Source organism: Streptomyces sp. NPDC057424 (assembly GCF_042803315.1).
GTDB lineage: Bacteria > Actinomycetota > Actinomycetes > Streptomycetales > Streptomycetaceae > Streptomyces.
Window position 1 is genome coordinate 331630 of sequence record NZ_JBHVCP010000001.1, and the last position, 20915, is coordinate 352544.

Sequence of the window (20915 nt, forward strand, 5' to 3'; positions counted from 1 at the left end):
TGTCCAACTGAGGCGCATATCGCGGCATATGACACTGGCCGGTGGCGCAGCGGCGTGGCTCACACCATTCCAATGCGGCGCCGACACCCGCTATGGTCCCCGTCGGTGGGTCGAGGTCCCTCGTCCCCGCCGTGCCCTCGGGGGGAGGGAAGGAACCCAAGACGATGCCCGTACCCATACCGCGGCAGAGAGCGATCCCGGCCGTGGAGAGTGGTCAGGCGCAGGCCGCGTCCCCGCGCTGCGGCTCGGCCGAGGAGTCCGTGAAGGACGCCACGCCCGCGGGCCGCACGCCGGACACCGCCGGGAACACCACGGACAAGGTGGAGAACAGCACCGCCCACACCAACCTGACGCTGCTGCTGATCGAGGACGACCCGGCCGGTTCGCCGATCGTGCCGGACATGCTCGACCAGGCAGGCAAGCCGATCCGCGTCCGCACGGCCCGCAACCTGACGGAGGCCGGGCGGCTGCTGACCGACGACGTCCACTGCATCCTGCTGGACCTGGCGCTGCCCGCGCCGGGCCACAGCGACTCCGAGGACGAGCTCGCCGTGCTCCGGCACGTGCTGGAGCTCGCGCCCCGGCACGCCGTCCTGGCGCTGACCGCGTCCGGCGACGCCGAGCGCGGCGCCGAGGCCGTGCGCGTGGGCGCCCAGGACTACCTCTTCCGCGACGAACTGGACGGCAGGCTGCTGAGCCGGGCGATCCGCTACGCCGTGGAGCGCAAGCGCTCCGAGTCGGCCGAGCGCAGGCTCGCCGAAGGCCGGCTGCGGGCGCAGGAGAACCGCCGCCTGGAGCGCGGCCTGCTGCCGACGCCGCTGCTGGAGGGCTCCCCGCTGCGCTTCGCCGCCCGCTACCGCCCGGGCCGCTCGCGCGCCCTGCTCGGCGGCGACTTCTACGACGTCGTGCGCACGCCGGACGGCACCGTGCACGCCATGATCGGTGACGTCTGCGGGCACGGTCCGGACGAGGCCGCCCTCGGCGTGGAGCTGCGGATCGCGTGGCGTGCGCTGACGCTGGCGGGCCTGTGCGGCGACCAGCTGCTGGGCACGCTGCAGCAGGTGCTGGAGCACGAGCGGGCCGACGACGAGATCTTCGCGACCCTGTGCACGGTGGACATCGCGCCGGACGGCCGCCGCGCGGGCCTGTGCCTTGCGGGCCACCCGTCGCCGCTGCTGGCCCGCCCGGGCAAGCCGGCCCGCCTGCTGCCCTACGACAACAACGGGCCCGCCCTCGGGCTGCTGCCCGGCGCCCGCTGGCCGCGGATGCAGGTGGAGCTGGGGGCCGAGTGGAGCCTGATGCTCTACACCGACGGCCTGATCGAGGGCCACATCGGCCAGGGCCGGGAGCGGCTCGGCCAGGACGGCATGACGGAGATGATCCGCCGCCAGTTCGCCGAGGGCCTGCGGGGCGAGCAGCTGCTGCAGGCGGCGGTGAACGAGGTGCGCGACCTCAACGGCGGCGAACTGACGGACGACGTGGCGGTACTGCTGCTGGACCGGGTGCCGTAGCGCAGGGCAACGCTGGGGGGCCTTACCGGCCGCCGTTCCACGGGCCGTAGGGGCCGTCACTGCTGGAGCCGCGCCTGCTGCGGCCGCCGCCCGGGAGCGCCCGGATCGCGGGCCGTACGTCGACCATGTACACGATCGTCGCGATGAGGCCGATGATCGGCAGGAACGACAGGATCGGGAAGAGCAGGTTCACCACGAAGGCGATCCCGAGGATGATCAGCCAGAAGGGCTTGGTCTTCTTGTCGGCCGCGCGGTAGGCGTCCTCCCGGCGCACCGCCGCGTCGAACAGCGCGAAGCCGCTGAAAACGATCAGAGCCATGCTCAGTAGCCACATCAACCCTGCGAAGCCCTGCATCAGCACAACGTCCACCACCTGACTCGGCTTGTCCTACGCGGTCACCGTACCCGTACAACGGGCCGGACACCCCCAGGGTGCCCGGCCCGTTCGGCCGCTCCGCCGTCCTACTTGGCGGGCGGGGTGGTCTTCTTCGCGGTGGTGGTCTTGCGTGCCGGGGCCTTCTTGGCGGCGGGGGCCTTCTTCGCCTGGGCGGCGGCGGCCGGCTTCGCCGGCTCCTCCTTGACCTCGACCGGCTGCGGCTTCGGCTCGACGGCCACGGCCAGCTCCTCGACGCCCTCGGCGACGTCCTCGATGCTGTCGGCGGCCTCGCCGCGCCAGGTCCGCACGGCCTGCTCGCCGTGCTCGGCGACCTTCTCGTAGGTCTCGCGGGCCTTGACGGCGTACTCGGCGGCCACGCCGACGCCGCGCAGCGCGAAGTCCTGGGCGCCCTCGCCGAACTTCTTCAGGTCCGCGTCGAGGTTGCTGCCGAGCTTCTTGAAGTCGGCGTCGAGGGAGCCGATGAACGTCGTGACCTTGGTCTGCAGGCTCTCCTGCGTCTCCTTGACGCGGGCGGAGGCCTCCTTGGCCCGGGCGGACGCCTTCTCCTGCACGGCCTTGGTGTCGGTGTTGCGTACGGCGTCGATCCGCGCGGGGGCCTCGGAGCGCAGCTGCTCCACCAGGGCCGGCACCTTCTTGGCCTGCTGAAGGGCGAGGTCGGCGGTGCCTGCGGCGAAGTAGAGCGGGGTCGGGTCGCTGAAGGTCTTGCGCAGGTCGTCGGTGATGGCCATGGTGATGGTCCTCCCGGATTCTGTCTCGCTTGAGGGTTCGGCTGAGGGTTGTGTGATCCGCGGCGGGCGGCCCGTGCCCTGGTCCGGCTAGCCGGCCGTCTGCTGCGGGTCGGTGTCACTGCCGCCGGTGCCCTTGCGGGTCCGGCGGGTGGCGGGCGTACCGCCGTCGTTCGTGATGTCGCTCTTGCTGACGCTCTTGCGGCTACGGCGCCGGGCGGGCTGACCGCCGTCGGCCGGGCCGGTCCGCGGTATCCCGGTGCCGGCGTCGGAAGCGTCCCCGTCGACACTCACCGCACCGTCGTCGGCGACACCGACGACGCCCGCGCCGCCCGAGCCGTCCGGGACACCCGAGACCTCCGAGTCGTCGCCGGTCCCGAATCCGTTCTCCTTGCGGAAGGACTCGTAGATCTGCAGCAGCACCTGCTTCTGCCGCTCGCTCAGCGTCGGGTCGGCGAGGATGACGGCCCGCGTCTCCACCTCGTCCCGGTCCCGCTCGGCATCGAGGATGCCGGCCCGGACGTACAGCGTCTCGGCGGAGATCCGCAGGGCCTTGGCGACCTGCTGCAGCACCTCCGCGCTCGGCTTGCGCAGCCCGCGCTCGATCTGGCTCAGATACGGGTTGGACACCCCGGCGGCATCGGCGAGCTGCCGGAGCGACAGCTGCGCGGTGCGCCGCTGTTCGCGCAGATAGTCACCGAGATTGCCGACGTTGAGCGATGCCATGCCTCCACAGTGCAGCACTCCGCTAACTATTGCAAGCACCCGCTTGCAAAAGTGCGCCATGCCACGCGGGGTGTCCCCTGAGCCTGAGCACGATAGGTGTTGACCTGCCTCGCTGAAGGTGGGCCAGTCTCGTCCATCTGAGTCATCTGGTCTCGCGTCCCGGTCGATCTGGGCCATCTACCGATCCGTCTCGCTCTTTCTGAGCCACTGCCGTGCCCGGCTCCGGGCCTACCGGCAGCACACGGGGCCGACGGGGCAGGGGAACTGACGTCATGGCTTTGTTCGCGAGTTACGACAGCGGATGTCCACGACGTTGAGCGGCGTCCTGATGATGCAGTGTTCGATGCTCATGAGAAGTGACAGCACCAGCTCAGGGCACTGTTGCTTGCCGCGTCTCCGGCTGTTGAGCGACGGCCGTTCAGATCGCGTGGAGGTCGGGGGAGGGGCCTGGTCGCGATGTCGCTCGTCGGCATCAGGACGTCTGCGGTCGCTGGAGTCCCTGAAGGAGGAGGACGATCAGACGTCGGGGGTCGTAGCGGGGGTCGTTGTCGCGTCCGATGCAGAGGTTGCCGATGCCGCGCATCAGCTCGTAGGGCTGTGTGCCGGGCCTGATTTCGTCGGCCTCGACCGCGGCGTCGAGCAGTTGGGCGCAGACGGGCAGCAGGCGGTCGAGGAAGTAGGCGTGCAGCGCGGCGAAGCGGTCGCTGTCCGACTGCAGGGCGTCGGCGAGGCCGTGCTTGGTGACGAGGAAGTCGACGAAGAGGTCGATCCATTGGCGCAGTGCGTCGAGCGGGGAGTCGGCAATGGCCAGCAGGTTCGGGCCGGCTTCGGCGCATGCCTCGATCTGGTGCTGGTACACGGCGGTGACGAGATCCGCCCGGGTCGGGAAGTGGCGATAGATCGTGGCCATCCCGACGCCCGCCTGGGCCGCGATCTGGCGGATCGGCGCGTCGACGCCGGAGGTGACGAACACCTCGGCTGCGGCAGTGAGCACCGTCTCCCGGTTGCGCTGAGCGTCGGCCCGCTTGCTTCGGGACGGCGAATCCCCTGCAGGAGCCTCGGCGGCCATCACGTTCTCCTTCAACACCGATTGACAAAACGGAGCAATGTTCCGGATACTAAATGGAGCATCGTTCCGTTTCAGCTTAGCCGAAACGGGACACCCCTGACCGCCTTGTCCGCCCGCAGGGGACCGGCGGGCGGCAGGCGCCACCGAAAGGGAATCCACACCGTGAGCACATCCACCACCGTCGACGCCTTGGGCGCGGCAGTCCCGGTCCTGTCCTTCAGCCCAGTAGTCCTGTCCGTGCCCGGACGTCCCGTGGATCTCCAGGTGCGCGTTTCCGCACCCGCGACCGGAACTAGCCTCCCCGTCATCCTCTTCTCCCACGGCCACGGCCCCTCGAACAACCTCTCCTCGCTCAACGGCTACGCGCCGCTCGCCAGCTTCTGGGCGGCACACGGATTCGTCGTCGTCCAACCCACCCACCTCACCTCCAGCACACTGACCCACCTGGTCGCCGACGCCCCCGGCGCACCCGACTTCTGGCGCTCCCGCGCCGAGGACATGACCCACATCCTCGACCGGCTCGACGTGATCGAGAACGCCGTGCCGCAGCTCGCCGGACGGATCGACCACACCAAGGTCGCCCTCGCGGGACACTCGCTCGGAGGCTTCACCGCCGCCCTCCTGCTGGGTGCCGGGCTCACCGACCCCGACACCGGGAACGTGGTGCACCTCGTCGAGCCCCGGATCAAGGCGGGCGTACTGCTCGCCGCGCCCGGCAGGGGCGGCGACGTCCTCAACGGGCCCATGGCCGAGCTGTGGCCGATCATCGGAGCCGTCGACTTCTCCACCATGACCGCACCCGCGTTGGTCGTCGTCGGCGACAACGACGACTCCCGGCACTTCACAGACATGGGGCCGGACTGGCACGCCGACTCCTACACCCTCGCCCCCGGCCCCAAGACCCTGCTCACCCTGTTCGACGCAGAGCACGGGCTCGGCGGGATCGCCGGATACGACGCCGCCGAGACCACCGACGAGAACCCCGAGCGAGTCGCCGTCCTTTCCCAGCTCACCGCGGCCTACCTCCACACCCAGCTCCACCCCGGCACCTCCACCTGGCAGATCGCCTGCGAGGCACTGACGGCCGGACTCGACCCGGCAGGACGAGTCGAATCCAAGTAGCCCCCACAGCCACGTCGCGCATCGGACGGCCCGGCCGTCGCGATGGCACATAGCCACAGGCGCCAACTGCTCAGGTTGAGTGAGACAGACCAGCCATCGCCGTCTCACTCAACCTGAACCACCCCAGGTCACGGCTTCACGATGGCCCACGTCTACTGAGACAGGTCAAGCCTGAGCACGAGAGGGTCGTATGCGCACGGCAACTGCCGTCATCCGCGTCCGGCCTCCTGGTGCAGGCGATCCCAGGACCGGACCGTCTCAGACTTCTCGGGTCACCAGTCGGTGAGATTGATCAAGCGGGAACAGTGCGGGTCACCGACGTCGCCCGGCACGGTCCGTTCCACCTCCTCGATCAGGGCAGGAAGGGCCGCGAGCAAGGCGGTCAGGGCACCGGAGAGTCGTACGTCGGCGGCGACCACGTCGGTGTCTTCCTCGTGGTCGACATACAGACGCATCCGGCCGGGGCTCTGAAAGAGGAACCCTCGCAGTCGTGGGTCGGGCTGTTCTTCAGTCCAGGGATGCCCTTGCGGTAGGCGGTAATGACACCGATCTTCTGGCCGGGGCCGGCGTCGTAGTCGCCGTCGGCGGTTTTGCGGGCGTACTGGACGATCACGATCACCTGCACGCGGCGGTTGCCGTTCCAGGCATAGGCCCAGTACTCGAGGCGGGCGCCGTTCTTCTTGTCGGGCTTAGCTCCGGCAACCCAAGTCGCCCGAGGGCAGCGGCGGCCAAGCGGTGTTCGCGCCTCAGTTCACAGCCAGAAGCGGCATCGACCATCTTCCGCACGTTCTCGTTGATGTCTGTGGACACGGCCGCGCGGTGTTCGAGATCGGTCACGTGGGCGGCCAGCCTCGGATCACGGGCGATCCCGAATTGGCCCCACCAGCGGTCCATGAACGCGGGCACCGTGCTGATGTCGTACGCGTCGGCGACAGCCCACTTCCAGTGCTCGTCGAAGTCGGAAAGCAGCTGGGCAGCGTGTTCGGCGATCGCCTCGCGCAGGGCCTTCGGGTTCCGTTCGGGCATGGGAGGGACGACCGGTGTCGGTTCGGCGGCGTGGGCGGTCATGACCGGTGAACTCCTTCGACGTGTCGTCGATACGCCCATAGTCCGCTCCTTGCGTTGTGCGTGATCTGTCCGTGAACGTCTTCGCCCGCTTCAGTGCCCAGGGTGTCCGGTACGGGCACGCGCATCCCCTGGGACTCGGCGACGCGCAGGCCGGGTCTGACCCCGCCTGCGTCACCCCGGCTTGTACGCCAGGAACGTGCCCACCTGTCTCTTCGACCCGCCCTCCGGCTCCTGCACCACCCGCGTCGTGACCACCAGGCCCGCCCGGTGGAGGAGGTGTGCGATGCGGTCCGGCGGGAGCAGGTACGACGCGTAGGACACCGGGTGGTCGCCGTAGGCGTGGGTCGGGCGGAGGTGCTCGTCGTTGCCGACATGGCCGGCCAGCATCAGCCGGCCGCCGGGCGCGAGGGTGCGGTGGAACTCGGAGAAGACGGTCGGCAGCCACTGCGGCGGGGTGTGGTGGGTGGCGTAGTACGCGAGGATGCCGCCGAGTTCACCGTCGGCGAGGTCCAGCGCGGTCATCGAACCGACGGCGAAGCGGAGTTCCGGATACGCCGCCCGGGCCAGCTCGACCATCCTCGGCGACACGTCGACGCCGAACACCGGCACCCCGAGGGCGGCCAGATGGGCCGTCACCTTGCCGGGGCCGCAGCCCAGGTCGGCGACCGGCCCGGGGTGCGGGGGCCGTACCAGGTCGGCGAACGCGGTCAGCATCGCGCGGGACACCGGGTCCAGCTCGGCCGGTTCCTTGACGCGTCGGGCGTAGTCGGCGGCGACGGTGTCGTAGGACTCGCGGACCGCGGTGAGGTGGGAGGGCTCGGTCATGCCGCGAACCTAGGCGACAGCGGTGACACGACCCGTACTCCGACACCGGTACGCCGGCGTTCCCCCGCCGTGAGACGGACCGGATCCTGCTCCCCGTCGCGTTCCTCACGCTGCTCAGCGGCCTGCTGCTGTCGCTGGGCACGGTGTGGGGGCCGGGCCGGCACCGGTGGCGTACGGAAGCCATTTGCCTAAAGCTATTAGGCAGATGCACACTCTCTTCAGGCAGAAGGGAGGAGCCTTATGGCACGCGTAGGGCTGACACCGGAGCGTCTGACCGAGGCCGGCGCCGAGCTCGCCGACGAGGTCGGCTTCGAGCAGGTCACCGTCTCGGCGCTCGCCCGACGGTTCGACGTCAAGGTCGCGAGCCTGTACTCGCACGTGCGGAACTCCCAGGACCTGAAGACCAGGATCGCCCTGCTCGCCCTCACGGAACTCGCCGACCGGGCCTCCGACGCCCTGGCCGGACGGGCTGGCAAGGACGCCCTGGCCGCCCTCGCGAACGTGTACCGCGACTACGCCCGGGAACACCCCGGCCGCTACGCCGCGGCCCAGCTGCGGCTCGACCCGCGGACGGCGGCCGCGAGCGCCGGGGTCCGGCACGCGCAGATGACCCGGGCACTGCTGCGCGGCTACGACCTGACGGAGCCGGACCAGACCCACGCGGTCCGGCTGCTCGGCAGCGTCTTCCACGGTTACGTCAGCCTGGAGCTCGGCGGCGGTTTCAGCCACAGCGCCCCGGACACCGAGGAGACCTGGGCCCGGATCCTCGACGCCCTCGACACGCTGCTGCGGAACTGGCCCGCGGCCCCTACCGAACCCCGAGGCTGACACCCATGCACACCGAGCACGACTGGATCACCACGCCCCTCACGGCGGACCTGCTGCGCGGCGCCCTCGACCTGGAGCGCACCGAGCACGGCCTGCTCCCCCACCGGCTCCCCGCCCGGGCCCGCGCGCAGAACACCAACGCGCAGCTGGCGATGGCCGAGGCCCAGCCCTCCGGGGTACGCCTGGCGTTCCGTACCGCGGCGACCACCGTCGAGCTGGACACGTTGCGCACCAAGCGCGACTACACCGGTTTCCCGTCGCGCCCGGACGGGCTGTACGACCTGCTCGTCGACGGTGTCCCGGCCGGCCAGGCCGCCGGGACCGGCGGCAACGTCCTCACCGTCGACCTGGCCACCTGGGAGGGCGAGGTCACGCCGGGCCCGGTCGGCACCGTCCGCTTCACGGGTCTGCCCGGGCGGGACAAGGACGTCGAGATCTGGCTGCCGCACAACGAGACCACCGAGCTGGTCGCCCTGCGCACGGACGCGCCCGTCGCGCCCGCGCCGGACCGGGGCCGCCGGGTGTGGCTGCACCACGGCAGTTCGATCAGCCACGGCTCGGACGCCGCGAGCCCCACGGCCATCTGGCCCGCGATCGCAGCGTTGCGCGGCGGTGTGGAGCTGACCAACCTCGGTTTCGGCGGCAGCGCGATGCTCGACCCGTTCACCGCGCGCGCCATGCGGGACACCCCGGCCGACCTGATCAGCGTCAAGACGGGCATCAACATCGTCAACGCGGACGCGATGCGGCTGCGCGCGTTCGGCCCCGCCGTGCACGGCTTCCTCGACACGATCCGCGACGGGCACCCGGACACCCCGCTGCTGCTCGTCTCCCCCGTCCACTGCGCCATCCACGAGGACACACCGGGCCCCACCGCCCCGGACGGCGAAGAGATCGGCAAGGGCCGTCTGACGTTCGCCGCCATGGGCGACCCGGCCGAGACGACCACCGGCAAACTCACCCTCACCGTCATCCGCGAGGAGCTGTCCCGCATCGTCCGGCAGCGCGCCGCCGACGACCCGAACCTCCACTACCTCGACGGCCTCGACCTCTACGGCGCGAAGGACGCCGCCGCCCTCCCCCTGCCCGACCACGTCCACCCGGACGCCGCCACCCACCGCCACATCGGCGACCGCTTCCACGAGCTGGCCTTCACGAAGGGAGGGCCCTTCGCGGAAGCCTCCGCGGAAGCGGAAGAGGGGTGAGCGGTACCCCGCCGCGGCGTGGCTGACCGGCCGGCTGAGGCCGGCCGGTCAGCCCTCGAAGCCCTGGTCCGCCAGGATCTCGGCGATGCGCGCGCGGTGGGCCGACTCCCACGAGTCCAGGGACTCCGCGGACTCCTCGGCCAGCTTGGCCCGGGCCGCGGCCAGTACCTCCTCGCGGCGTGCCCCGGGGACCACCACGACGCCCTCCTCGTCGGCGACGACCGTGTCGCCCGGGTCGACCGTGACCCCGCCGCAGCGCACCCGCTCGTTCAGCGGGCGCGCGGCCGACTTGGTGCCCGGGATGGGGATGACGCCGCGTGCGAACACCGGGAAGCCCATGTCCCGGACCTCGGCGAGGTCGCGGATCACCCCGTCGGCGACGAACGCGGTGATGCCCCTGCGGCGGGCGACGGCGCAGACGTTGCCGCCGGCCAGGGCGTAGTCCAGGTCGCCCGACTCCACGACGACGACCGAGCCGGGACCGGCCCGGTGGATCGCGGCGTGCAGCATCAGGTTGTCGCCGGGAGGGCACCGTACGGTGAAGGCCGCCCCGGCCACCCGGGGCACCGGTCCCCACAACGGCCGGATCCCGATGTCCATGACCTGCTCGCGGCCCAGCAGATCGGCCAGGGTGGTCGTGAGTATGTCCGCGAACGCGTCGATGCCAGCCATGACTTGGACCCTAGCGCCCGACGGGCGACGTTCCCTAGAAGGGCAGGGGCCTCCCCCGTACCACCTCCAGCCGCGACACCGCCCGGGTCAGCACGACGTACAGCCGGTGCAGCCCCCGTTGTTCCGCCTCGGCGATCGCCGCCGGTTCGACGGCCACGACATGGTCGTACTCCAGGCCCTTGACCAGGCTCGCGGGCACCAGGGCGACCCGCGCGCCGAGTTCGTCCGGGCCCGCCGCCTCGATGCCGGCCGCGTCCAGGGCCGCCCGCACCCGGGGGACGTCCCCGTCCGCCGCGACGACCCCGACCGAGCCGTCCTGCCCGAGAGCGTCCCGTACGGCCGCGACGACCGCCCGGGGCACGCCGTCCGTGGTGGTCTCCCGCATCCGCAACTCCCCGTCCCGGCGCAGCGAACGGGCCGCCGGCACGTCCACGTCGAGGCGCGCCAGCAGCCGGTTGGCGAGCCCGACGACGGCCTGCGGCACCCGGAACCCGGTGGTCAGGGCGACCACGGTCGCGTCCGGTTTCCCCAGGTGCGCGAGGACCGTACGCCACGACCGGGCCGCCCACGGCGTCGTCCCCTGCGCCAGATCCCCCAGCACCGTCAGCGAACCGAAGCGGGCCCGGCGGGCGATGGCCCGGCACTCCATCGGGGAAAGATCCTGCGCCTCGTCGACGACGACGTGCCCGTACCCCTCCGGATGCCCGATCAGCCCGGCCACCTCGTCGAGCAGCACCAGGTCGGCGGCCGACCAGCGCGCCGACTTCCACGACCGGGGCGGCCGCTCCCACCGCAGCGCCCGCCGCTCACCGGCGTCGAGCAGCCCCTCGGCGGCCGCCGCCAGCGCCCCCTCGTCGGCGAGGAGTTCGGCCACGACCTCCTCGGGCCGCACCCGCGGCCACACGGTGTCGACGTACGCCGACACCGGCCGCGCCCGCTCGACCCGCCGCATCCAGGCGTTCGGGGGCGGCCCGGCCCGCCGCTCGGCCTGTTCGCGAAGACACCGCACGATCCGCGCCCGCACCCGCTCCCGCCCGACCTCGTAGGGCGGTTCCTCCTCCCGCACCTCGGCCACGATCCGCGCGAGCTCCCCGGCCTGCACCCGCCACCGGTAGGCCCCGTCCGGCAGGGTGATCCCCGCGCCGCTCCCCTCGGCGCGCACCCTCGCGTACAGCGCCCGCCGCAGCACCGCGGCCATCCGGGCGTCGTGCTTCACGACGGCGGCCGGCTCGTCGTCGACGCCCCGGACCGGGCAGCGCGCGATCTCCTCCCCCAGGGTCGACTGCCGCACCCCGGTCTCGCCGAGGGCGGGGAGCACCGCGGCGATGTACGACAGGAACGTGCGGTTGGGCCCGAGGATCAGCAGACCGCCGCGCCGGATGCGCTGCGGGTACGTGTAGAGCAGATACGCGGCCCGGTGCAGCCCGACGGCGGTCTTGCCGGTGCCGGGCGCGCCCTGCACGCACACCGAGGCCGCCGGTTCCCCCCGTACGAGGTCGTCCTGCTCGGGCTGGATGGTGGCGGCGATGTCCCGCATGGGCCCGAACCGGGGCCGCTCGATCTCCCGGGCGACGATCTCGCTGTCGTGGGGCTCCCCCTGCTCCAGGTGCTCGTCCTCCAGGCCGGTGAGGTCCCCGGAGTCGCCCCGGCTGCCGGGCGCCCATCCGAACCGGCGCCGTACGGTGACGCCCTGCGGGTCCCGGGCCGAGGCCTGGTAGAAGGCGCGCGAGACGGGTGCGCGCCAGTCGACGACGAGGGGCGGTTCGGCCGGGTGCTCGGAGATGCGCAGCCGCCCGATGTGCAGCTGCCCGTCCCCGCCCTCCAGGGCCCCGAAGAACAGCGGCCCCCCGGGCAGTTCCCGCAGCGCCTTCGCCCGGCTGCGCAGCCGGTACCCGAGGACTTCGGCGTCGGCCCCGGACGCGGACACGTCCTCCCCGGTGACGACCTGTTCACCGGCGCCCTCGACCATCGCGGCGAGGGCGGTCCGGCAGCGCTCGTGGTGGGCGCGTTCCTGGTCGAGGGCGTACTGGAGGGCAGGCTCGGGCGAGGTCATGCCACCGAGCGTACGTGAAAATGTGACTGAGTTAAATAATTTACCGAGTCTCACCCTGGAGGTGCGGCGGCAGTCCGGCCGCGAGCCACCCGAACGCCCGCTCCGCCGCGGCCACCGCGGCCGGCCGCACGTCCGCCACCCGCTCCCCCGCCGCGATCCGCCGCCAGTTCTCCAGCGCGAGGACCCGCAGCACGGCCATGATCTGCCCGGCCGCCAGCCGCGCGTCCAGATCACCCCCGAGCACCTCGGCGAGCGCGGCCTCCGACCGCTCCTGGTGCGTGTGCGCCCGGGCGACCAGCGCGGGCGTCCCGTAGAGCAGGGCGTGAAAGGCGAGCACGTCGGGACGGTCACTCAGCCCGGTCACGGGATCCCCCCGCTCCAGCCCCGCCACGAAATGCCGCCGCAACGCCTCCACGGCCGCCCCCTCGGCCCCCGCCACCACCCGGGCGGCCTCCCCCTCGTGATCGGCGATCCGGTACAGCACCAGATCCTCCTTGGCCGGGAAGTACCGGAACAGCGTCGGCTTCGAGATCTCGGCCGCCGCCGCCACCTCGGCGACGGACACCGCGTCGAACCCCCTCTCCAGGAAGAGCCGCACGGCGATGTCCGACACGGTCTCGTACATCCGCTGTTTCTTGCGCTCACGCAGGCCGGGCTCGCTCATGGGGGGAGCCTACGCAGGGGCGGGTCAGGCCAGGGCGCGGGCGAGATACGGGTTGGCCGTGGAGCGCACCGGAAGGCCGAGCGAGCCCGTGGCGACGGCCAGCGTCACCGCGTAGGAGTCCACCGCCCGCCGGACGTTCGGGGCGTCCAGGCTCGCACCGGTCACGATGCGGTCCAGGTCGACGTAGGCGGACCGCACGATCTCCAGCCAGCGGTACACCCGCCAGTCCTCGCGCCAGTCGCGGGTGTACTCGGCGGGCAGCAGGCGCTCCCAGCGGCGGAACATGCGGTCCCTGATCTCCGGCCGGGTCGGGGTGAGGTGCATGTGCCGTACGAGGTCGTAGAGGGGGTCTCCGACGACGGCCATCTCCCAGTCGATGATGGTCAGCGCCAGACGGTCGTCGCGGCGTACGAGGTTCCAGGGGTTCAGGTCACCGTGCAGGAGCGCGGGCTCCCGGTGGCTCACCTCGTGCCGGGACAGGATCAGCTGCAACCGGTCCGCGTCGGGCAGCCCGAGGTGCCGGGCCAGTTGCTGCGACTCCTTCGGCAGGTCCCGCACCAGAGCGATCAGCTGGTCCCGCAGCCAGCGGTGGAACGCGCCCTCGCCGGCGGTCGGGTCGACCTGCTTGTATCTGACGTGCGTCAGGGCGCACAGCTGGTCCACCAGGCCGTCCGCCTCGTGCGGCAGCAGGCCGTGGACGGGGTGGTGGGGGGGCCGGCCGACGTCCCGCGGCCCGACGTACGTGTGGATGGCGATGGTGTCGCTCTGGTAGGTCTCGCCCAGGGCGAGCACCTTCGGCGCCGCCACCCCGATCGACGACTCCTCGATCGCGCGCAGCACGGCGTGCTCGCTGAGGAAGCCGCGCTCCCGCCGGCACACCTCGGGCAGCTTCCGCCGTACGACCACCGGAGAGCCGAAACCGGGCACCGACACCACGGTGTTCAGGTGCGCGGTGCCCTTGAACACCCTGCCCGCGGGCGCGGCGCCCTCCGCCAGCAGGGCCTCCCGGACCGCGGCGGGCGGGAAGCCGGGGCGCTCCGGCACCCGCCGGTCGGGCCGCCACTCGAACGCCTTCGCGATCCAGGCGCGGCCGGTGATGTCCCCGTTCCTCCGCGACACCAACCACCGGAACAGGGCCCGCCGGATCTCGCCCTCCTTCGGCACACCGACGAGCCGCAGCGGTTCCGCCGCCGCTTCGAGGGCCCGCCGCACCTCGGCCGTCGCCTCGTCCAGGCTCGTCTGCGTGAACGATTCCTCGAGGGACCGGGCGGCCCGCATCACGTCCGGGAAGACGGACTGCGCCCGCTCGAACGCCAGGTAGTGCCGCAGGTCCTTGGCCAGGCCGTTGACCGCGGCCGGGCGGACCTCCTGCATGGCCTCGGCCCAGGAGTCGACCACTTCGGCCCACTGGTGCGCCGGGTACCGCATGCGGACGAGGTGGGTCGCGAGGTCGTGCAGCGGGTCGCCGTAGGTCGCCAGCTCCCAGTCGACGCAGATGAGGGGCGGGTCGCCCGCGTACGACACGATCACGTTGTCCCGGTGCAGATCGGCGTGGAGCAGGCTGTAGGGCCGCCGGGCCATGGCGGGCACCCGCCCCGCCAGCCCGGCGAGCGCGTCCTCGGGGATGCCCAGCGCCGCGAACAGCCCGCCGAACCCGTCCCGGTTGGGCCGTCTGATCTGCTGGTCGGCCAGGTGGACCATGGTCCGCAGGAAGCCCTGGCTGTCCGTGTCGTTGCGGGGCCAGACGGCCGGCAGGGCGGGCAACGCGCCTCTCCGCACCTGGGCCATCTGGGCGAGCAGACCGGCCAGTGCCTTGATGAGCAGGGTGTCTACGGGCTTGCCGTTGCCGCAGACGCTGGAGAGCGGCACACCGTCCACAAAGCTGTGGATCGCGAAATCGTCCCGCTTGACCAGACATTGCGGCGCGTGCGGCAGGACCCCCCGGACGGCGGCGAGGATGTCGGCCTCGTTCTGCCAGGTCCGGATGACCACGGGCAGCACGTCCGGACGCCGGATCCGCACGGTCACGCAGGTGCCGGCCTCACCGCCGACCATCCGGGCCATGCCCTCCGTCAGGGAAAGGACGTAGTTCCGGTTGTGGTGGCCACTGCTCTCCTGCCCCAGCTCGGTGGCGAGTTTCACGAAGGCCCGGTAGGTGGCGTCGTGTGCGGCGCGCTCCCCGAGAAGAGGACGGGGACGAGGAGGTGCGCCCACTGGCCGCTCCGGAAGTACGAGAAGGGGGGACGGTATGGCAAACGGTAGGTTCGCGGCCGACGCCGCGCACGGCAGGATGAGCCATTGCGGGTGATGGCCACCCATCAGCACGAGACTGCGTGAACTCGTTCGATGACGGCCGGTTGGCCTCGTCACATACGAGCCGGGGTGAGCGTGTGACTCAATCCTTGCGCGGTGCCGGAATGCTACACCCGGCCACCAGGCATCTCTCCCCGCCTCCTCAGCACGTTCGCGTCACTCCGGCGGCTCCGACAACAGGCCCCAGACCGAGTCGTACCACGTGCGCATGGTGTCCACGAAGATGCTTCCGGCCGAGTCCGGATCGTCGTCCCGCACGTGGTGCGTCAGCGTGGCGCCGAGGCCCAGGACGTCGAGCGCGCCCACCTGGTCCCCGTCATCGAGGACCAGCGCCCTCTTGACCACGTTGTACAGGCCGTGCAGCACCTCGCCCCCGTTGATCACGTACAGCTTGAAGGTCGGTGTGAGGGGGGCGTGGCGGATCTCCAGCTGCACGGACGGGACCAGGTTCTCCGCCTCCAGGCCCCGCAGCACCTGGTGCAGGGACTCGGTGCTCCGCTGGGTGATGGTGCGGAAGCGGTCCCGCAGCCGCGGGGCGTCCTCCTCGTCCAGAGCCCGGGGATAGGGCAGCTCCAGCGACTCGGAGGGCAGGAGCATGCGCAGGGCGATGCGCTGGGGCGCGATGACGCCGGCGCGGATCCGCTCGGCCTGGAGGCGGATGTGTGCGTCCAGCGACTCGGACGTCAACGTGTAGACGTCCAGGGTGACTTCCGGCTGCTCGAAGGCCTCACTGATGAGGGGGCCCAGGGTCATGGGCCGCCGGGAGCGGGTGGCTCTGGCCGTCCCGGACTGGATGCGCTGGTTCTTGATGACCAGGGCCTTGGCGCCCTGCCGGTTCTCGATCCAGCCCTCGTTTCCGAGCTCCTGGATGACGCGCTGCACGGTGTCCCTGGACACGCCGAACTCCGTGGCGAGCTCACGTTGCGAGGGCAGCGCGACGCCCAGACCGTACGTCCCGTCGGCCATCCTGGTCCGCAGCGCCTCCGCCACGTGCCGGAACGCCTTGCCGTCACCACTCCGCCTGGCAGTCACACGACGTACGTACCGCCGCGGGCCGACAAGCAAACAGGTTCGCCTCAGGCAGGACGGCCTTCAACTTGCCGGTTAGGGGATCAAGTTGACCGGGCATGCCTGATACAAGCAGGCAACCAGGCAAGTAAGCCGGCCGGTTGCCCGGCCCCGAGGCCCCGGCAGAAGGCGGTGTCCGATGATCCAGATGCTCCCGGCGGCCCGCTTACGCGCGCAGCAGCTCCAGGAGCGGCGCCAGGGACGCGAGGACCGTGCCGGCCCCGGCGCTCTGGAGGACCTTGGCCTTGCGTTCGTTACGCGCGTAGCCCAGGAACGGCACCCCCGCGCGGCCCGCCGCCTCGAGGTCGGAGGGTGTGTCGCCGATCATCAGCGCGTCCCCCGGTGCCGCCCCCGTCGCGCTCAACGCCCGGTTCAGACAGTGCGGATCCGGCTTCAGGTGACGCAGCTCCTGGGTCCGCCCGTAGATGTGCGGCGCGAAGCAGTCGACGAGGCCGCGGCTCGCGAGGTACTTGCGGACCACGCGCGGGGAGTTGTTCGTCGTGATCGCCAGTCGGGAGCCCACCGCCGTCCAGGTGCGGATCAGCGCGTCCGCGTACGCGGTCGGCCACGCCGAGGACGCGGCCCGCAGCTCCTCCTGTGTGAGGCGTTCCTCCAGCTCGGCCACGAGGTCGCTGCCGGGGTGCCGGCGGTCCACGGCGCGCAGGACCACGTGCGGGTCGAGGGACTCGCGCTCGGCATCCGTGAGCAGGCCGTGCAGACCGCGGCCCTCCAGCCAGGAGACCAGGTCGCTCGCCACCCGCTCCGCGGAGTGTCCGGCGAACAGGCGGCAGATGGGCCCGTCGAAGTCCCACAGCACGACACGGGCACGTCTGATCAGATTGCGGAGTTGGTTCGGATCGTTCTCGGTCTCGAAGGGCACCGCACCAGTCTGCGTCGCATCAGAAGTCACTAGGAGAGTGTCAGGTCCGTCGTGATGGTTTCCCAGAGGGCGTTGAACCACTTCTGGGATTCCTTCACGAACGCCGCGTCCCGTCGGCCCGCCCGCTTCACGAAGGAGAAGAGGAGCGACTGGGAACCGAGGACGTCGTACATGTCCAGCGTCTGGCTGCCCCACTCCTCAGCGCGCCTGGTCAGCATGTAGTAGCCGATCAGGGCCTCCTCATCGTTGAGGAGGTACAGCTTGACCGGCGGGGTGAAGGGCAGCGCGCGGAACGTGACGTGCACGTCGATGCCGTGCGTGGAGCGCAGCGTGCGCAGGTTGTGCTGGAGGACCTGCCCCTGGGCGTTGCGCATGGCCAGCCAGCGCTGGTGGACCGGGTTGTCGTCGCCGTGGGCCTCGACCGGGACCGGGAAGGCCAGCTCGATGTCCCGGGAGGGGACCAGGATGCGGACGTCGATCGACTCGGGGTGGATACGGCCCTCGTGGATCAGGCGCAGCGGCTCGCCGATGGCGACCATCAGCGTCTCCGCGGTGTGGCAGACGACGTCGACGCAGACGTGCGGCGCCGAGAACGCCTCGGTCAGGCGCGGGGCCAGGCCCACCATGGTCGGCTGGGGTTCACCGCGAACGGGGGCCGGGGCGGCGATCCGCGGCGGGCTGCCCTTGCTGACGTTGGTGAGGAGGCCGTCCTCCGCGAGGACACGCAGGGCCTGGCGGACGGCGCCGCGCTCCACGCCGAACTCTTCCGCGAGTTCGGCCTGGGTGGGCAGGCGGTCCCCCGGCTTGAGCTCACCGGCACGGATGCGTTCCCGCAGGATGTCGGCGATCTCCTGGGGCGAGGACCTTCTGCTGCCATTCACTGCCACGCTCTCCTGGGTCACGACCAGACGTTACAACTCTGATGCATCTGGCGGGAGTTGTTTGAAAGTTGTTTATGACTAGGAGCCAAGTGGGGACAACTTAATCATAGTTGGTTGCCAACTTCCCGAAGTTGGCGGAAGTTTTGCTTCCGGACTTCCGAAGGGGGAACACCGATGCCCGCCCTCGCTCTCCTCTCCGCCGCCTTCGTCGTCGCCTTCGAACAGCTCGTCCAGTGGAAGTACGGTCCGGCCGGCATCGTCGGCCTGATCCTTCTCACCGTAGGCATCAAGGCCAAGAGCCCGGCCGTCAGCTCCGCGGGAGCCGTCGTGCTCGCGCTGCTGATGACGGGGCCCGCCCGATGAGTCACCGCGCCACACCGGAACGACCCGTGGGAGACGTCAGCTCGTGAGCACCAGCTCCGAACTGATCGTCTCCCACAGTGCGTTGAACCACAGGTGCGACTGCTCCACGAACGTCGTGTCGCGCAGCCCGGCGCCCTGATCGAAGGAGAACAGCATGGACTGGGTGCCCTGGGCGTCGTACAGCGCCGGCTGTTCGTGGTCGATCTCGGCCTCCCGGCGCGTCAGCGTGTAGTACGCGAACAGCGCTTCCGTGCCGTTGAGCAGGTACAGCTTCACCGGCGGGGTGAAGGGCAGCGCCCGGAACGTGACGTGGACATCGATGCCGTGCGTGGCGCGCAGGGCCAGCAGGTTGTGCTGGAGGACCTGCCCCTGCGCGTTGCGCATCGCCAGCCAGCGCTCGTGCACCCAGTCGTCGCCGCCCCCCTCGACCGGCACCGGGAAGGCCAGGTCGATGTCCCGGCTCGGCAGCAGCACCCGGACGTCGACCTTGGCCGGTTTCAGCCGGCCGGCGTGCAGCTGCCGCAGCGGCTCACCGATGGCGAGCGTGAGGGAGACGGACGTCAGGCACACGGCGTCGATCTCGACGTGCTCCGCCGCGAACGCCGCCGCAACCCGGGGCGCGAGGCCCACCGTCGTGGGCAGCGGCGGGGCCTCCGGGCCGGTCAGCGCACCGACGGGGCCGGGGGCGACGGTCGCCGGGCTGCCCTTGGACACGTTGGTGAGCAGCCGCTCGGACTGCAGGATGCGCAGCGCCTGCCGCACGGCACCGCGCTCGACACCGAACTCGTGGGCCAGCCGGGCCTGGGTGGGCATGCGCTCACCCGGACGCAGCGCCCCTGTCCTGATCCGGGCGCGCAGCTCGTCGGCCACCTCGTGATGTGTCCTCTGTGGCCGTTGCGACCTCTTCCGCCCATTGGCGGAGTCGTGTTCCGGGTCCACAACTGAACAGTACAACTTCCCGCCATCTTCAGGCAGTTGAGGGAAAGGTGGTTATGAGCCGCTTCCAAGCGGAGATAAGGACAGTGAAGTTGGTCGCCAACTTGGGGAACATGGTCAGACCTTCAAGGGGTTGGCCACCCGCCCTGGGACTCCCTTCCGGAGGGGAGCCGGGAGTCCCGCTCAGCCGGTACCACCGCACGACAACCACAACCGAACAGCCCGCTACGGATGCGGGACCCCGCACGCACACCGGCAGAAGGGAGCGGCTCAGAACATGTCCGGGCACCAAGGCCGCCTGGACGTACGCAGCAGGGCGTCGGCCTTCCGGACGGCGCCCGCTCGTTCTTCGCGCACCCGCCCCAGCGCCGCCAGCCGCACCGCCGACTCGTCCCCGAGCCACAGCGCCGCCAACTCACCCACACCCAGCTCCAGTTCCGCGCTCTCGGTGGTCGGTGTGCAGGACGCCCCGTCGGGCGAGGCCTCCAGCCGGTAGCGCCCGCCGGTCAGCCCGTCCACCCCGGCGACCTCCAGCACCAGCGCCCCCTGCCCCTCGTACGTCCGCGCCTCCAGCGCCCGTACGACGTCCAGGATCCGCACCCACAGCCAGTCGGCGAGCGAGGTGACGCGTGCCGCCCTGGGGTCCGGCAGGAAGTGCGGGAGCAGATCGTCGGGCGCCCGCCGGCCGCTCTTCACCTTCACGACCCAGTCGATGGAGCAGAGGTACTCCCACAGCGCGCGTTCCGCCGCCGGTGTCACGCCGAGCAGCCAGCGCACGGTCGCCGTGTTCAACGGCTGCTTGGCGTCACCCCAGTGGTCGTCCACCTCGTAGGCGGCCATGCCCTCGACCTCGCCGGACGCCGAGCGGTACACGGCGAAGAAGGGCGGCTTCCACGAGGGGTCGAGCAGCAGGGCGCCGGTGTTCGCCTTCCACCAGGTCTCGTCGCGGTCGATGGCGCCGGGCAGGCCGCGGCGCAGCCGCTCGTGCAGCTCGGGGCCGAGCTTGCGGACGTCCTCGCCCTCCACCAGGTCGATCCGCCCGCCGTCCGCCGGGCCCGCCCAGCGGACGTCCAGGCCCGCGCGCGGCACGTCGATCGTCCACTCCGCCGTCCAGGTCGCCGGCCCGAAGCCGTAGCGCCCGTAGATCGGGTACTCGGCGGCGATCAGCGTCGCGACGACGTCCCCGCGGTCCTTCGCCGCCGCCAGGTCCCGCGCCATCATCCGGCTGAGCAGTCCGCGGCGGCGGTGAGTGGCGCTGACGGTGACGCCCGAGATCGCGTCGGCCGGGACGCCCGCCCCGCCCACGGCCGTGAGTTCCTGGCCGAAGGACCGGAAGGTCGCCACACACCTGCCCTGGTCGAAGGCCCCCAGGTAGCGGCCCTCGACGAACTTCGTGCGCCGGCCCTCGATCTCCTCCTCGGTGAGGACGGGCACCCGCAGAAAACCGGTGTTCACCGCACGCAGCCAGTCGGCGAACTCGGATGCGGCGATCGGGCGCACGTCGATGTCGTCGGCGCGGGACACGGGGGTCATGGACTCACGCTAGGCGGAGGGCCGGCCGGTGTCGCGCGAATATCCGACCGCCGGCCCTGCCCCCGCGCCCGCGACG

Annotated in this window: 21 protein-coding genes; 5 read left to right on the forward strand and 16 right to left on the reverse strand. The window is 71.3% G+C overall.

Features of this window, described 5'->3' with window-relative positions:
- Positions 1-164: 164 nt before the first annotated feature.
- Positions 165-1511 (forward strand): PP2C family protein-serine/threonine phosphatase, encoded by a 1347-nt coding sequence (locus ACFU3E_RS01660; protein WP_384150350.1) that lies wholly within the window; start codon positions 165-167, stop codon positions 1509-1511.
- Positions 1512-1533: 22 nt separating this feature from the next.
- Here the strand turns inward: ACFU3E_RS01660 and ACFU3E_RS01665 are convergent, their stop codons facing one another.
- The 4 genes from ACFU3E_RS01665 to ACFU3E_RS01680 all read right to left on the reverse strand — a co-directional run bounded on the left by ACFU3E_RS01665 (position 1534) and on the right by ACFU3E_RS01680 (position 4428).
- Positions 1534-1866 (reverse strand): DUF2516 family protein, encoded by a 333-nt coding sequence (locus ACFU3E_RS01665; protein WP_384150353.1) that lies wholly within the window; start codon positions 1864-1866, stop codon positions 1534-1536.
- Between the two features lie 107 nt (positions 1867-1973).
- Positions 1974-2636, reverse strand: a complete 663-nt coding sequence (locus ACFU3E_RS01670; protein ID WP_384150356.1) for a hypothetical protein — start codon at positions 2634-2636, stop codon at positions 1974-1976.
- Positions 2637-2723: 87 nt separating this feature from the next.
- The gene (locus ACFU3E_RS01675) at positions 2724-3359 is read right to left on the reverse strand and encodes a helix-turn-helix domain-containing protein (protein ID WP_384150359.1); all 636 of its coding nucleotides are present in this window, start codon (positions 3357-3359) and stop codon (positions 2724-2726) included.
- A 472-nt stretch (positions 3360-3831) separates the two neighbouring features.
- Positions 3832-4428 (reverse strand): TetR/AcrR family transcriptional regulator, encoded by a 597-nt coding sequence (locus ACFU3E_RS01680; protein ID WP_384150362.1) that lies wholly within the window; start codon positions 4426-4428, stop codon positions 3832-3834.
- Between the two features lie 162 nt (positions 4429-4590).
- Between ACFU3E_RS01680 and ACFU3E_RS01685 the strand changes: the two genes are divergently transcribed.
- A complete protein-coding gene (locus ACFU3E_RS01685; RefSeq protein ID WP_384150365.1) occupies positions 4591-5550 on the forward strand; it encodes an alpha/beta hydrolase family protein in 960 nt (319 codons plus the stop codon).
- A 272-nt stretch (positions 5551-5822) separates the two neighbouring features.
- Here ACFU3E_RS01685 and ACFU3E_RS01690 read toward each other — a convergent pair whose 3' ends face one another.
- The 3 genes from ACFU3E_RS01690 to ACFU3E_RS01700 all read right to left on the reverse strand — a co-directional run bounded on the left by ACFU3E_RS01690 (position 5823) and on the right by ACFU3E_RS01700 (position 7443).
- Positions 5823-6005: a hypothetical protein gene (locus ACFU3E_RS01690; RefSeq protein ID WP_384150368.1), complete on the reverse strand. Its 183-nt coding sequence runs from the start codon at positions 6003-6005 to the stop codon at positions 5823-5825.
- Between the two features lie 160 nt (positions 6006-6165).
- Complete coding sequence (locus ACFU3E_RS01695; RefSeq protein ID WP_384150371.1) at positions 6166-6618, reverse strand: hypothetical protein; 453 nt, start codon at positions 6616-6618, stop codon at positions 6166-6168.
- A gap of 171 nt (positions 6619-6789) precedes the next feature.
- Positions 6790-7443, reverse strand: a complete 654-nt coding sequence (locus ACFU3E_RS01700) for a class I SAM-dependent methyltransferase (RefSeq protein ID WP_384150374.1) — start codon at positions 7441-7443, stop codon at positions 6790-6792.
- Positions 7444-7683: 240 nt separating this feature from the next.
- On the opposite strand from ACFU3E_RS01700, the gene ACFU3E_RS01705 reads away from it, so the two are divergent.
- Positions 7684-8271, forward strand: coding sequence for a TetR/AcrR family transcriptional regulator (locus ACFU3E_RS01705; RefSeq protein ID WP_384150377.1), 588 nt, complete (start codon positions 7684-7686; stop codon positions 8269-8271).
- A gap of 5 nt (positions 8272-8276) precedes the next feature.
- Complete coding sequence (locus tag ACFU3E_RS01710; protein WP_384150381.1) at positions 8277-9476, forward strand: GDSL-type esterase/lipase family protein; 1200 nt, start codon at positions 8277-8279, stop codon at positions 9474-9476.
- A 48-nt stretch (positions 9477-9524) separates the two neighbouring features.
- Here the strand turns inward: ACFU3E_RS01710 and ACFU3E_RS01715 are convergent, their stop codons facing one another.
- The 7 genes from ACFU3E_RS01715 to ACFU3E_RS01745 form a co-directional block, all read right to left on the reverse strand.
- A complete protein-coding gene (locus ACFU3E_RS01715; RefSeq protein WP_384150384.1) occupies positions 9525-10148 on the reverse strand; it encodes an RraA family protein in 624 nt (207 codons plus the stop codon).
- Positions 10149-10182: 34 nt separating this feature from the next.
- Positions 10183-12201: a HelD family protein gene (locus tag ACFU3E_RS01720; protein WP_384150387.1), complete on the reverse strand. Its 2019-nt coding sequence runs from the start codon at positions 12199-12201 to the stop codon at positions 10183-10185.
- A gap of 40 nt (positions 12202-12241) precedes the next feature.
- On the reverse strand, positions 12242-12865 hold the full coding sequence (locus ACFU3E_RS01725) for a TetR family transcriptional regulator (RefSeq protein ID WP_384150390.1): 624 nt from the start codon (positions 12863-12865) through the stop codon (positions 12242-12244).
- Between the two features lie 24 nt (positions 12866-12889).
- Positions 12890-15079 carry a phosphotransferase gene (locus ACFU3E_RS01730; RefSeq protein WP_384150393.1) on the reverse strand — a complete coding sequence of 730 codons (2190 nt, stop codon included), beginning with the start codon at positions 15077-15079 and terminating at the stop codon, positions 12890-12892.
- A 255-nt stretch (positions 15080-15334) separates the two neighbouring features.
- Positions 15335-16210, reverse strand: coding sequence for a GntR family transcriptional regulator (locus ACFU3E_RS01735; protein ID WP_384150396.1), 876 nt, complete (start codon positions 16208-16210; stop codon positions 15335-15337).
- Between the two features lie 202 nt (positions 16211-16412).
- Complete coding sequence (locus tag ACFU3E_RS01740) at positions 16413-17126, reverse strand: HAD family hydrolase (protein WP_384150399.1); 714 nt, start codon at positions 17124-17126, stop codon at positions 16413-16415.
- A 29-nt stretch (positions 17127-17155) separates the two neighbouring features.
- Complete coding sequence (locus ACFU3E_RS01745) at positions 17156-18034, reverse strand: winged helix-turn-helix domain-containing protein (RefSeq protein WP_384150616.1); 879 nt, start codon at positions 18032-18034, stop codon at positions 17156-17158.
- A gap of 147 nt (positions 18035-18181) precedes the next feature.
- On the opposite strand from ACFU3E_RS01745, the gene ACFU3E_RS01750 reads away from it, so the two are divergent.
- The gene (locus tag ACFU3E_RS01750) at positions 18182-18370 is read left to right on the forward strand and encodes a hypothetical protein (RefSeq protein WP_010036177.1); all 189 of its coding nucleotides are present in this window, start codon (positions 18182-18184) and stop codon (positions 18368-18370) included.
- A 36-nt stretch (positions 18371-18406) separates the two neighbouring features.
- On the opposite strand, the gene ACFU3E_RS01755 is transcribed toward ACFU3E_RS01750, so the two are convergent.
- Both ACFU3E_RS01755 and ACFU3E_RS01760 read right to left on the reverse strand, forming a co-directional pair.
- Positions 18407-19324: a FadR/GntR family transcriptional regulator gene (locus ACFU3E_RS01755; protein ID WP_384150402.1), complete on the reverse strand. Its 918-nt coding sequence runs from the start codon at positions 19322-19324 to the stop codon at positions 18407-18409.
- Between the two features lie 252 nt (positions 19325-19576).
- Positions 19577-20839, reverse strand: a complete 1263-nt coding sequence (locus ACFU3E_RS01760; protein ID WP_384150405.1) for a GNAT family N-acetyltransferase — start codon at positions 20837-20839, stop codon at positions 19577-19579.
- Between the last annotated feature and the right edge of the window lie 76 nt (positions 20840-20915).